Annotated in this window: 10 protein-coding genes, 1 pseudogene and 1 riboswitch; of the genes and pseudogenes, 5 read left to right on the forward strand and 6 right to left on the reverse strand. The window is 71.2% G+C overall.

Going from position 1 to position 12,196, the window contains the following annotated elements:
• Positions 1-38: 38 nt before the first annotated feature.
• A complete protein-coding gene (gene cbiE / locus ACFX43_RS15435) occupies positions 39-1,223 on the forward strand; it encodes a precorrin-6y C5,15-methyltransferase (decarboxylating) subunit CbiE (RefSeq protein WP_378827441.1) in 1,185 nt (394 codons plus the stop codon).
• A gap of 396 nt (positions 1,224-1,619) precedes the next feature.
• On the opposite strand, the gene bluB is transcribed toward cbiE, so the two are convergent.
• The 5 genes and pseudogenes from bluB to ACFX43_RS15460 all read right to left on the reverse strand — a co-directional run.
• Positions 1,620-2,246 carry a 5,6-dimethylbenzimidazole synthase gene (bluB, locus tag ACFX43_RS15440; protein ID WP_378827460.1) on the reverse strand — a complete coding sequence of 209 codons (627 nt, stop codon included), beginning with the start codon at positions 2,244-2,246 and terminating at the stop codon, positions 1,620-1,622.
• The gene (cobM, locus tag ACFX43_RS15445; RefSeq protein WP_378827468.1) at positions 2,246-2,998 is read right to left on the reverse strand and encodes a precorrin-4 C(11)-methyltransferase; all 753 of its coding nucleotides are present in this window, start codon (positions 2,996-2,998) and stop codon (positions 2,246-2,248) included. Before cobM ends, bluB begins: the two co-directional genes overlap by 1 nt.
• Complete coding sequence (gene cobJ, locus ACFX43_RS15450) at positions 2,995-4,554, reverse strand: precorrin-3B C(17)-methyltransferase (RefSeq protein WP_378827497.1); 1,560 nt, start codon at positions 4,552-4,554, stop codon at positions 2,995-2,997. Before cobJ ends, cobM begins: the two co-directional genes overlap by 4 nt.
• Positions 4,551-5,204 (reverse strand): precorrin-8X methylmutase, encoded by a 654-nt coding sequence (locus tag ACFX43_RS15455; protein WP_378840917.1) that lies wholly within the window; start codon positions 5,202-5,204, stop codon positions 4,551-4,553. The genes cobJ and ACFX43_RS15455 overlap by 4 nt, the downstream gene beginning before the upstream one ends.
• 660 nt (positions 5,205-5,864) lie before the next feature.
• Positions 5,865-6,053, reverse strand: a pseudogene (locus ACFX43_RS15460) (nitrite reductase); the annotation flags it as partial.
• A gap of 55 nt (positions 6,054-6,108) precedes the next feature.
• Positions 6,109-6,314: riboswitch (cobalamin riboswitch) on the reverse strand.
• A gap of 103 nt (positions 6,315-6,417) precedes the next feature.
• Between ACFX43_RS15460 and ACFX43_RS15465 the strand changes: the two are divergent.
• Complete coding sequence (locus tag ACFX43_RS15465) at positions 6,418-7,584, forward strand: ABC transporter substrate-binding protein (RefSeq protein ID WP_378827509.1); 1,167 nt, start codon at positions 6,418-6,420, stop codon at positions 7,582-7,584.
• On the opposite strand, the gene ACFX43_RS15470 is transcribed toward ACFX43_RS15465, so the two are convergent.
• A complete protein-coding gene (locus ACFX43_RS15470) occupies positions 7,570-8,394 on the reverse strand; it encodes an ion transporter (RefSeq protein WP_378827517.1) in 825 nt (274 codons plus the stop codon). The genes ACFX43_RS15465 and ACFX43_RS15470 overlap by 15 nt on opposite strands.
• Before the next feature lie 213 nt (positions 8,395-8,607).
• Between ACFX43_RS15470 and ACFX43_RS15475 the strand changes: the two genes are divergently transcribed.
• From ACFX43_RS15475 to ACFX43_RS15485, 3 genes are all read left to right on the forward strand, one after another.
• Complete coding sequence (locus tag ACFX43_RS15475) at positions 8,608-9,795, forward strand: MFS transporter (protein WP_378827526.1); 1,188 nt, start codon at positions 8,608-8,610, stop codon at positions 9,793-9,795.
• Between the two features lie 68 nt (positions 9,796-9,863).
• Complete coding sequence (locus ACFX43_RS15480; RefSeq protein WP_378827534.1) at positions 9,864-11,066, forward strand: oxygenase MpaB family protein; 1,203 nt, start codon at positions 9,864-9,866, stop codon at positions 11,064-11,066.
• A gap of 35 nt (positions 11,067-11,101) precedes the next feature.
• The gene (locus ACFX43_RS15485; protein ID WP_378827548.1) at positions 11,102-12,145 is read left to right on the forward strand and encodes an ATP-binding protein; all 1,044 of its coding nucleotides are present in this window, start codon (positions 11,102-11,104) and stop codon (positions 12,143-12,145) included.
• Positions 12,146-12,196: the final 51 nt, after the last annotated feature.

A 12,196-nucleotide genomic window follows, 5' to 3' on the forward strand; every position in this document is an offset into this window, starting at 1 on the left:
CACCTCGCGCCTGTGCGGTCACTGTAGCGTCTGGCCTCATGATCGTCGTGGTGGGCATCGGTGCCGGGGGTTGGGACGAGATTCCCGTACGTCACCAGCAGCTGATCCGGGAGTCCCCGGTCCTCCTCGGCGGCAAGCGCCATCTCGACCTCGTCCCCGATGTCCCCGGCCAGCGGCGCGAGCCCTGGCCGTCGCCGCTGCGCGAGGGCCTGCCCGCACTCCTGGACTCCGTCGGCGACGCCGTGGCGCTGGCCTCGGGTGACCCACTGGTCTCCGGCATCGGGACCACCCTGATCTCGCTTCTCGGCCGGGAGAACGTACGCATCGAGCCAGCCGTCTCCTCCGTCGCTCTCGCCCGCGCCCGGATGGGCTGGGCGGCCGAGACGTGCGTGGTCGTCAGCCTCGTCGGCCGCGATGTCTCGCTGGTCGCCCGCGAGCTCGCTCCCGGCCGCCGGATCCTCGCGCTCTCCTCGGACGGATCCACTCCTGGGCACGTTGCGAAACTGCTGGTCACCGCCGGCTTCGGTGACTCAACCATGACCGTCCTGGGTGACCTGGAAGCGGAGTCGGAGAGCAGGCGCTCCGCGACGGCCTCGACCTGGTCCGGCGAGTCGCCGCGGCTCAACATCGTGGCGATCGAGTGCGTCGGCACATCCCTCCTCGGCTGGACCGCCGGCCTTCCCGACGACGTCTTCGAGAACGACGGCCAGCTGACGAAGCGCGATCTGCGCGCCTCTGCTCTGGCGCGCCTGGCCCCCACGCCCGGGGCGCACCTGTGGGACGTCGGCGCCGGTGCCGGCTCGGTCGGGATCGAGTGGATGCGGGCGCATCCCTCGTGCACCACGACCGCGGTCGAGGCCTCTCCCGAGCGGGCGGCCCGGATCGCCCGCAACGCGGCCCGCCTCGGCGTACCCGGCCTCACCGTCGTCCAGGGCCGCGCCCCCGACGCGTTGCGTGATCTCCCGACGCCCGACGCGATCTTCATCGGCGGCGGCGCGACCCGCCCCGGCGTGCTCGATGCCTGCCTAGCCGCCCTCCGCCCCGGTGGCCGGCTCGTGGTCCACGGCGTCACCCTGGAGACCGAGCAGCTGCTGGCTACGGCCTACCAGCAGCATGGCGGTGAGCTCACCCGCATCGCTGTCGAGACCTCCGCCCCCATCGGCACCTTCACCGGCTGGACTCCCGCACGGACGGTGACGCAGTGGTCCGTGTCGATCCGATAGTCGGCGCTCGGTGGCGGCACTTCGCGTGAAAGAAAGACTTCTTCCACGCGCCAACCCAGACGCCCTCTGAGGCGAACGAAAATTCGTTCGCCTCCCCGTGAGGCCCCTACCTGCGCGAGTCCTGGGCGAGTTCCGGACGAACGAAAATTCGTTCGCCGCCCGGCCCCGCTCACCGGCAGCGACAGAACGACCCAGATCCCATTCCCGTGCCCAACCCAAGCCTCCGCGCCAAACCCCTGCCGCCGGCCCGATAGCCAGCCAAAAATTCTCAGCGACGGCCGGTGTCAAGGATCGCCGAAGCCGGCGGCCGAAGGCCGTCCTTTACTCCGGGCGGCGTTGAGAACACCCTCCAAGAAAGGGTCGGCGGCAAACACCAGCCACCAAAACACGGCACCGTCAGCGCCCCGAGAAATACCTCTCCTCATGAACCACCGAGGACAGCTCCGACCGATGCCTCCACCCGAACCGCTCCAGATCCGGCACCTCAGGCACCCCCTCGACAGCACCGACGCAGAGCCAGGCCACTGGACGTACGTGCGACGGAAGCCCGACCAGCGACCGCAGGAACTCCTCGCGGTAGAAGCTGACCCAGCCGACACCGAGACCCTCGGCGGTGGCGGCGAGCCAGAGGTTCTGGATCGCGAGGACGGTCGAGTAGAGCCCGGCATCGGCGATGGCGTGCCGTCCGAGGACCTGTGACCCGCCGCGGGTCGGGTCGTAGCCGACGACCACCCCGAGCCCGGACTCGCAGATGCCCTCGATCTTGATCCGGGAGAACGTCGCGGCCCGCTCCCCGGAGAGCGAGGATGCGAACACGTCCCGCTCGGTGGCAACGTGCTCATGGAAGGCCGACAGCGTCTCCGGCGAGCGCACCAGCACGAAGTCCCATGGCTGCGTCATCCCGACGCTCGGGGCGGCGTGGGCGGCCGATAGGACCCGCTCGAGCACGGCAGGATCGACCGGCTCACCGGTGAACTCCGCTCGCGTGTCCCGGCGGCGGTTGATCGCGTCGTAGAGCTCCATCAGGCACGCTCCCTGGCGACGTCGTAGAGGAACGACTCGCCCCCGTCCCGGGCCAGCGCGGGCCCGGCGAGGATGACGGCTGCCTGCCTCAGATCCGCCTCCTCGACCGCGTCGGCGATCGTCGCGACCGTCCCGCGAAGCACCAGCTCCTCGGGCTGGCTGGCGCGGTAGACGACCACCACCGGGCACTCCGGGCTGTAGTAGGGCAACAGCTCGGCCATCAGCTCGCGGGTGCGGCGGATCGCCAGGTGGAGCACGAGCGTGGCACCGGTCGCGGCGTACGCGGCCAGTGACTCCCCCTCCGGCATCGCCGTCGACCGGGCCTGCGTCCGGGTGAGGACGACCGACTGCGCCACCAGCGGCACGGTCAGCTCCCGGCCCACGAGCGCGGCTGCCGCGGCATAGGCGGGCACGCCCGGCGTGACGTCCCAGGGCACCTCGGCGGCATCGAGCCGCCGGGTCTGCTCGGCGATCGCCGAGTAGACCGACGGGTCGCCGGAGACCAGGCGTACGACCTGCTTGCCGTCCCGGTGCGCGGCGACGATCTCGCCGACGATCTGGTCCAGATCGAGCTTCTGGGTGTCGACCAGCCCGGCCGCGAGGCTGCAGTGCGCCAGCACCTCGGGGTCCAAGTAGGTGCCGGGGTAGAGCACCACGTCGGCGGCCTCGAGCAGCCTCGTCGCGCGTACGGTCAGCAGGTCGGCCGCGCCGGGGCCGGCGCCGACGAAATGAACGGTCCCCCGGGCACTCATTGCACGTACCTCGGCGTCCAGACCTGCCCGGCCGCGGTCGCCCGGGTCGAGCTCGCCCCCACGATGACCAGGCATTTCATGTCGATGGTCGCTGGATCGAGGTCACCGAGGGTGGTCACGGTCAGCGACTCCTCGGCCCGGCCGACGTCGCGTCCGACGACGACCACGGTGTCCGGCTTGCGCTGCTCCAGGAGTACGTCGCGAGCCCGGCCGATCTGCTCGGTGCGCGAGCGCGAGGCCGGGTTGTAGATGGCCAGCACGAGATCGGCGGCCGCGACGGCGCGCAGCCGGTCCTCGACGACGGACCACGGCTTGAGCCGGTCGGAGAGGGACATCACCGCGAAGTCGGCCCCGACCGGGGCGCCCGCCCGCGCGGCCACCGCCTGGACGGCGCTGACCCCGGGCAGGACCCGGACGCGTACGCCGGCGTAGGCCGGATCCTCGGCAGCCTCGAAGACGGCTGACGCCATCCCGAAGACACCGGCGTCACCGCCGGAGACGACAGCGACCCGCTCCCCCGCGAGCGCCAGGTCCAGGGCGTGCCGGGCCCGGTCGACCTCGACCGTGTTGCCCGATGCGTGCCGCCGCAGGCCTTCGCGTTGCGGCACCCGGTTGACGTACGGCGCGTAGCCGACGACATGGCCGACCTCGGCCAGCGCCGAGCTCACCTCCGGCGTCAGCCAACCGTCCGGCCCCGGCCCGAGCCCGACGACGAGAACCTCTCCGCTGTCCCCGGAGGTCGAGCCCGTCGAGACGCCCCCGCGCGTCACCTCGACAGGCTCGACCGCGGGGAGCTCTTGCCGCAGCCGCGCCGCGGCAGGTCCAGGAGCCGAGTCCCCCGGCACCACGATGAGGGAGAAGTACGGCACGGAGGACGGGTCGACGTCGGCCACCGGCAGCCAGCGCTCCTCGGGCTGCGAAGCGCGCTCGACGTACCAGGCACCGTCCAGCCGTCCGGCGGCCGCAAGCGCGGAACGGACCGCAGGGAAGGTCCGGCCGAGCTTCATGATGATCGCCGCCTCGGTGTCGGCCAGGCGACGGGCGAGCTCGGGCTCGGGCAGGGTCCCCGGGAGGACCGTGAGCACGTCGGTCTGGCGCACCAGCGGGGTGGAGACCGCGGCGGTGGCGGCCGCGAAGGCGGGGACGCCCGGCACGACGGAGGTCTCGTAGACGTCCTTGAACCGGTCGTGGAGATACATCGAGGAGCCGTAGAAGAGCGGGTCGCCCTCGGCGAGCAGGACCACGTCGCGGCCGGCGTCGAGGTGAGCGGAGAGCCGGACCGCGCAGGTCTCGTAGAACTCGGCCATCGCGCCGACATAGCCGCCCGGGTGCAAGGTGGTCCCGGTGGTGACCGGGTAGCGCAGTTCCTCCTCCACCGCACCCGCGGGGATCAGGGACGACGCGATCCGACGAGCGTGCGACTGCTTGCGCACCCCGGCGTGGTAGGCGATCACGGGGGCCGCGCCGATCAGCCGGGCAGCCTTGAGGGTGATCAGCTCGGGATCGCCCGGACCGATACCGACGACGGTGAACCGCCCACGTACATCCGTGCTCATTCCTGCTCCTGGGCGAGTGCGTTGAGGGCGGAGGAGGTCATCGCGGAGCCGCCGCGGCGCCCCCGGACCGTGACGTAGGGGATGTCGATCCCGTGGTCGGCGGCGAACGAGGCGAGCGCCTCCTTGGACTCGGCCGCGCCGATGAAGCCGACCGGGCAGCCGACGATCGCGGCCGGCCTCGGACCGCCGTCGAGGATCATCTCGAGCAGGTGGAAGAGCGCCGTCGGAGCGTTGCCGATGGCGACCACGGCGCCCTCGAGGTAGGGCTCCCACAGGGACAGCGCGGCGGCGGTGCGGGTCGTTCCCCACTCGCGCGCGAGCGCCGGGACCCGGTCGTCACCCAGCATGCAGAGGACCTCGTTGTCGCGCGGGAGCCGGCTGCGGGTGACCCCGGTGGCGACCATCGTCGCGTCGCACAGGATCGGCGCCCCGGCCTCCAGCGCGCCCCGCGCGGCCTTCACCAGTTCGGGGTGGATGACCAGGTCGGAGGCGAGGTCGACCTGCCCGCTGCCGTGGATCATCCGCACCGCGAGCCGCTCGGCGTCGGCCGGCACCGCGGAGAGGTCGGCCTCGCGCCGGATGGTGGCGAAGGAGTCGACGTAGATCGCCGGCCCCTGGTCGATGTAGTCGTAGCGCCGAGGAGGACGCACCTGCGGCGAGGGCACGAGTACGCCGCGCCACGGTGTCACCACGACCGCCGGCGCCCGCTCCGCAAGGGCCGAGACGGCGGCCCGGTCCAGGGCTCCGTCCACCGCGGCGACGTGCTCGCCACCGGGCACCTGCCCGAAGCCGAGCTCCTCGGCCTCGGCCGGGACCCGATCGTCAGCAGCGACCGGCTCGACCATCGGTGCGTCGAGCTCGGCGACGTGCCAGGGCGCGGACGGCCCCTCGCCGCGTACGTCCAAGAAGCGCGAGGCGAGCGCGACCAGCCGGGACGCGGCCTCGGTGAGCGGTACGACGGGCCCCCAGGAGTCACCGACCCGGAGCTGACCCTCGGCGGCGGAGAGCGCCACCAGCCCGAGGTCGCACTCCCGCGAGACGAGGTCGCCGCGACCGTCGTCGAGCACGAAGAGGAACCGGCCCGGCAGCGCGGCCAGCCGCGGGGATGCGCACAGCAGCCGGTCCAGCGACGCCGCGACGCCGCGCAGGTCGGCCCGGCCCCCGGCGAGCCCGGTCTGCGGGGAGACCATCACGTTGCGTACGAGCTCGTGGGTCTGCGCCGGCACCAGTCCGGTCGCCTTCAGCGCGGTGAGCACCTCGCCCGGAAGGCTGTTTTCGGAGCGGCCGCCGTCCACACTCGGCAGGCCGCGCACCTGCAGGTTGGCGCGACCGGTGAGATAGATCCGCCCGTCGCCGTAGGTCTCCGCCACGGAGATCAGCGAGAGCAGCGCCGCGGACGAGACGGACCCGCCGATCAGGCGCAGCCGCACCAGCAGGCCGTCCTCGGCCGCCCACGGACGACCGACTCCGGGGCACCGGTCGGTTCGGACTCGCGACATCAGGACACCTGCTCTGCGTCATGTGCCCTTGCGCGGGGCACGTGGTGACCTGGCGGCGGGCGCCGCCAGAGCCAGCAGGTCTTCGGACTCGGAATCGATCGGAACGGAGCGCCTTCCCGGAGCCAGGCTCCAGTGGCTGCCCTCCCCGGAAGGAGGGCGTGCCCCGCCCGTCATCCTCACCGCTGCGCGTCAGTCCCGGACTTTCACCGGGTTCCCTGACCCCATCAGGCATGGAGTACGACTGGCAGGGCGAGACTACCGACTTGCGGACACGGCGCCGAATTGCTCACCGCCCGGCCGGGGTTTGTGCCAGTGTTCGGCTACTCGAAATCTCCCGAGGCCACCCCCATAGATGGAGTCTCCCGTGACAGGCTCGGCTCACCGGCAGTTGTTCGTTCTCGCGCCCATCCCGGCGCTCGCGCTCAGCCTGACGGCCTGCGCCACGACCTCGGAGTCGAAGGTCTCGATCGGACTGGTGGTGCCGACCTCCGGCGTCCACAAGTCGATCGGCACCGACATGAGCCGGGGCTTCGACCTCTACCTCGACCAGCACGGCGGGAAGCTCGGCGGCCGGCTGATCGACGTGGTCGAGGCCGACGAGGGCGATCGCGCCGAGACCGGTGTCGCCGCGGTGACCAGGCTGATCCAGGACGACGAGGTCCAGGCGGTCGTCGGGGTGGTGAGCTCGGAGACGGCGCTGGCGGCCAAGGACGTCGCGAACAACAGCGAGACGCCGCTGATCGTGACCGGCGCCGGCGCCGACGAGTTCGCCGACGGCTCCGACTACCTGTGGCGTACGTCCTCGACCAACTCGGACCTTGGCGGCGCGCTCGGGAAGGCGGTCGCCAAGGAGACCGACCGAGGCACGGCGTACGTCATCGGGTCCGACGACGCGGCCGGTCACGAGTTCTCCGACAGCTTCATGATCGCCTTGGAGGCGGCCGGCAGCAGCGTGGCGGGTCAGAGCTACACGCCGGCCGGCGTGACCGAGGAGTGGTCGGGGCTCTTCGACAAGGCGAAGGACTCGGGTGCGGACGCGATCTTCGCCGCCTATGCCGGCAAGGAGGCGGAGGCGTTCGTGAAGCAGTACCGCGAGTCCGGGCTGGCCAAGAGCACCCGGCTCTACGGCCCGGGCTTCCTCACCGAGGGCGACGTGCTGTCCGCACTGGGCAGCGCCGCATCCGGCGTACGCACCGCGCTGCACTACAGCGATGCGATGGACTCGCTGATGAACGACGCCTTCGTGAAGGACTACCGCAAGGCGTACGACGCCACCCCGACCGTCTACTCGGTGCAGGCCTACGACGCCGCGGCCGCGCTCGACAAGGCGCTCGACCTCTCCGACGACGTCAACCGCAACGAGATCGCCGACTCCCTCGGGTCGGTCGGCACCATCGTCAGCCCACGCGGGAACTGGACCTTCGACCCCAACCACAACCCCGCCCAGCCCTACTTCCTGCGCGTGGTCAGGGGCACCGCCGACGGCCCTCGCAACGTGGTCCTGCACGAGATCGCCTCAGCGGGCAGCTGAGTCCGACCGCAGCTCGACCCGGGTCGCGGCCAGCTCCTCGCGTACTGCGGTGAGGTCCTCGCGCAACGAGGTGAGGATGGCCATCATCTCGGCGTCCGACTCCTCCTCGTGCTCGGCGAGGGTCTCGACGCTCTCCATGCCGGAGACGACCACGGCGAGGAAGAGGTTGAGGACCGCGAAGGTCATCACCAGGATGAAGACCACGAAGAAGATCCAGGCGGAGGGGTCCTCGGCCATCACCTCACGGGCGATGTCGGGCCAGGCCTCGCCGGTCATGGTCTGGAACAGCGTGAACGCACTGGTGCCGAGGTCGCCGAAGTACTCCGGCGCGATCGAGCCGTAGAGGTTGGTCGAGATGACCACCGCGACGTACATCATCAGCACCAGCAGCGCCGCGACCGAGCCCATCCCCGGCATCGCCGCGATCAGGCCGTCGACGACGCGACGCATGGACGGAACCGAGTTGACCAGGCGCAGCACGCGCAGGATCCGCAGTGCCCGCAGCACCGACATCGGTCCGGTCGCCGGCACCAGCGCGATCCCGACGATCACCGTGTCGAAGATGTTCCACGGGTCGCGGAAGAACTTCGGGCCGTACGCCACCAGCCGCAGCACCAGCTCGACGACGAAGACCCCGAGGAGCACGCTGTCGAGCAGCGCCAGCTCATGGGCGAGGTGTTCGGGGACCATCGTCTCCACACCGAGGACCACCGCGTTGAGGATGATCACCCCGATGATGATCTTCTGGAAGGTGTCGTTGTCGACCAGCGCGCGGATCCGGCCGCGCACCGAGATGTCTTCCGAACCCATGTTCGCTTCGTCCTCCTGTGACCCGTGACAGCGGCCGGAGCCTATCGGGCCGAGTCGGCTCGTTCTCACCAGCGCCCCGCCGAGTCGGCTCGTTGTGACGAGCCGACTCGGCAGGGATTTNGCCGGACCGGCCGGTGGTGGTGACCTCGCCCTACCAGCCCGGGTTCACCGCGCTGGTCATGCCCGTGCGACACAGCCCCGAAGGCTGAGTCCGTGGGAGTGACCCAGGGCCGGGGGTTCCGCCCCTGGCTGGCAGCGTCGACCGCATCGGTCTTCGGCGACTCGGTGACCTTCTTCGCGATCGGCTGGGCGGCGGCGGGGTTCGGCGCCGACGCGGCCAGCCTGGTGCTGACGATCGAAGGTATCCCGCTGGCCGTGCTGGTGCTCGCCGGGGGAGTGCTGGCCGACCGGATCGGGATCCGGCGGACGATGGCCGCCTGCGACGCCGCGATGGTGCTGGTCATGGCCGCGTTCGCCGTCGGCGCGATCGATGGTGCGGGACTGTGGATGCTGGTCGCGGTCGGTGCCCTCTCGGGCACCATCCAGGCACTGCGGCGACCCGCTGAAGGAGTCTTCCCGCGGCTGTTCGGGGCCGAGGATCTGGATCGGCGGATGGCCCTGGTCGGCTCGGCCCACCAGATCGCCCGCGCCGCGGGGCCTGCGGCCGGCGGCTTCCTGATCGGCCACGGCGGCCTGCCGCTGACCGCCGGCCTGGATGCGGCCACGTACGCCATCGTCCTCGTCGCGCTCCTCCTGGTCCGCCCGCCGCACGAGCCGGCTCCCGAGCCCGCCCAGGGCTCGGTCTTCCGCAGCCTGGCCGACGGTGCGAGGACGGCGGTGCGTACGCCCGGGGTCGTCCCGGTCCTGGTCGCCATCACCGGGCTCGCCGCGACAGTGCTCCCGCTGGTCATGCTCGCTCTGCCGCTCGCCGGCCGCGAACGCGGCTGGACGGCGGCCGAGACGGGGCTCGTCTCCGGCGCGTGGGTGGCCGGGGGACTGGTGATGACCCTCGCCGTCGCCCGCTGGGGCGCGCCGCGCGCACCCGTCGCGGTCGCCGGTCCGGTGCTCGCGGCCGGCGGGGTGGTGCTGCTGGCGGTGCGTACGGAGATCTGGGCGGGGATCCTCGCGGTCGGTCTCGTCGGCGTCGGCACCACCATGCTGACCAGCTACCTCCTCCCGGCCTATGTCGCCCGCACCCCGCCGGAGATGCTCGCCCGGTTCTCGAGCCTGACGCAGCTGGCTCAGACCGGCCCGGTACTGCTCGCGACACCGCTGCTGGGCGTGGCGGCCGGGGTCGACGTACGGCTGGCTCTTGCCGTGATCGCCGCACTGCTCCTGGCCACCGTGCCTGCTGCGGCCCGAGTCGCCCGGCTGCCTCACCCGATACCCCAGAGGGTCTGATACACGAAAGGTAAATCTGTTTCACTCGGGAGGCGGGATTCTCTCAGGGCGATGCGAAGGAGCACGGCATGACGAACGTGAGCAGACGACGACTGTTGGCCTCGGGCGGCGCGGCGGCGGCCGCGGGCGCGACCTTCCCGCTGTGGACGTGGTCGCCGAGCGCGTCGATCGCGGGCACGGGGGAGGGGCTGGATCCGGAGTATGTCTGGGACGTCCGCGCCGACCCGGTCATCGAGCGTCTCTACGGCGAAGGCATCGACAAGGTCGCCGAGGTCAACGAGACCCTGTTGGGCTGGACCACCAACGACCAGCCGGTTCCCGACGGGCTGCCGGGCTACCTGGCCGACTTCATCGAGGAGGCGCGCCGCCTCCCGACCTGGGCCGACCAGGGGAAGCTGCAGCTGGCCGGCACGTTCAACGAGGAGAGGTACGGCTTCTTCCTCGCGCTCCTCTACACCCTCGGCAGCGGCCTGATCAGCTGCGCGATCAAGCGCGAGGCGTGGTCGGTCTACTACTCCTACGGTGGCGCGAACATGCGCGACCGGATCGCCAAGACGACCGTGCTCGGCTACGACGTGATGGACGCCCAGGGCTGGACCGCGTCCGGCCGGTTGCTGGTCGACTCGGTCAAGACCCGGATGGTCCACGCCGCCGTACGCCACCTGCTGCCGCAGTCCCCGCACTGGACGAAGGTCGGCGCCGGCCAGGAGATCCCGATCAGCCAGGCCGACATCCTGGTCACCTTCCACAGCCTCGGCACCTGGGTGATGAAGAAGTTCACCGAGTGGAACATCGCGCCGAGCAAGGAGCTCGCCGACGCCTTCCTGCACGCCTGGAACGTCGACCTCCACCTTCTCGGCGTGCAGGAGCAGTATCTGCCGAAGGACTGGGCCGCGGCGTACGCGCAGTACGACCAGGTGATGGGACCGGCGACGGGTGGCACCCGGGAGGGCGTCGAGCTCGCCCAGGCGCTGCTCGACGCCGTGATCGGCGAGGGCAACCCGCTGCTGCGCCATGAGCTGGAGTCGCTGGGGCGCTACGTGATCGGGGATGCGTACGCCGACATGATCGCCTTCGACAAGGACCCGGTGCTCGCCCCCGTCTGGGCGGCCGCCGTGCCGCTGCTGGTGACCTCCTACCAGAGCACGGTCCCCAACATCCCGCTCGTCTCCAACCTGCTCCCCGAGGCGGTGCACACCTTCATCAAGATCTACTTCTCGCCCGGCGACCCGGCGCCGATCACGCTGCCGCTGAGCAATCGGCCGGAGTAGCGGCCCCAGAACGTCGGTCGGTCTAGGGTGGCGGCGTGGACGCCAGAGAACTCGCCGATGCCCTGCCCGACGGTGTCGTCGTCGCCGACGCGGATGGCGCGGTCGTCCTGGTCTCCGCCCTGGCCGGGCGGATGCTCGGCGTGGACCCGGTCTCGAGCCTGGGGAAGCCGCTGGGTGACGTACTCACGCTGAGCAACACCGAAGGGCAGACCTGGGCCGAGGCCAACCGGCCCTACGACACCCTGCGGACCGTCACCGGCACCCCGGAGCAGGCCTGGCTATTGCCCGACGGCACCGAGGTGCTGGTCGTCTCGACGATCCGGCGCCCGTCCCTGGACGCCGACGTCGACCAGGTCTCGATCTCGCTGCGCTCGGGCCGGGGCCGCAAACGCCTGGACCGAGACCGGTCGGATCTGGTCGCCGCCGTCGCCCACGAGCTGCGCTCGCCGCTGACCGGGGTCAAGGGGTTCGTCCAGGCGCTCCTGAACCGCTGGGACCGGCTCAACGACGATCAGAAGAAGCTGATGCTCAAGACCGTCGCCTCCGACTCCGACCGGCTCTCCAGGCTGATCGCCGAGCTCCTCGACGTCGCCCGGATCGACACCGGCCGACTGCAGCTCTACCCGCGCGCCAGCGACGCGACGGTGCTGGTCACCCGCGTGGTCGAGTCGGTGCGCTCGGCGACCTCCAGGCCGATCGAGCTCGACATCTCCGCAGGCGAGGAGGAGCTCGAGATCCACGCCGATCCGGACAAGTTCACCCAGGTCGTCACCAACCTCGTCGAGAACGCCGTACGCCACGGAGACGGCGTCGTCACCGTGAGCCTGGGTGTGCGGCCCGATGACCCCGACCAGGTCCTGCTGGTCGTCGAGGACCGTGGCGAGGGCATCCCCGCTGAGCTGCGCCAGCGCGTGTTCACCAAGTTCTGGAAGCACGGCGCCCGCGGCGGCTCGGGTCTGGGCCTCTACATCGTCGGCGGCCTCACCCGCGCCCACAGCGGCTCGGTCACGATCGCCGACGCCGACGGCGGCGGGGCTCGCATCGAGGTCAGCTGGCCCCGGAATCCGCCGTCGGCCTGAGGGTCGCTCCGTCATGGCCCAGCCTAACTGTCGCGAGCCTGTCTCCATGGG

This window comes from Nocardioides sp. YIM B13467 (assembly GCF_042788075.1).
GTDB lineage: Bacteria > Actinomycetota > Actinomycetes > Propionibacteriales > Nocardioidaceae > Nocardioides.

Bases quoted from the DNA above. Each gene is read 5' to 3' on its own strand.
- cbiE (WP_378827441.1), top strand. From the start codon at position 39: ATGATCGTCGTGGTGGGCATCGGTGCCGGGGGTTGGGACGAGATTCCC.
- bluB (WP_378827460.1), bottom strand. From the start codon at position 2,246: ATGGAGCTCTACGACGCGATCAACCGCCGCCGGGACACGCGAGCGGAG.
- cobM (WP_378827468.1), bottom strand. From the start codon at position 2,998: ATGAGTGCCCGGGGGACCGTTCATTTCGTCGGCGCCGGCCCCGGCGCG.
- cobJ (WP_378827497.1), bottom strand. From the start codon at position 4,554: ATGAGCACGGATGTACGTGGGCGGTTCACCGTCGTCGGTATCGGTCCG.
- ACFX43_RS15470 (WP_378827517.1), bottom strand. From the start codon at position 8,394: ATGGGTTCGGAAGACATCTCGGTGCGCGGCCGGATCCGCGCGCTGGTC.
- ACFX43_RS15480 (WP_378827534.1), top strand. From the start codon at position 9,864: ATGACGAACGTGAGCAGACGACGACTGTTGGCCTCGGGCGGCGCGGCG.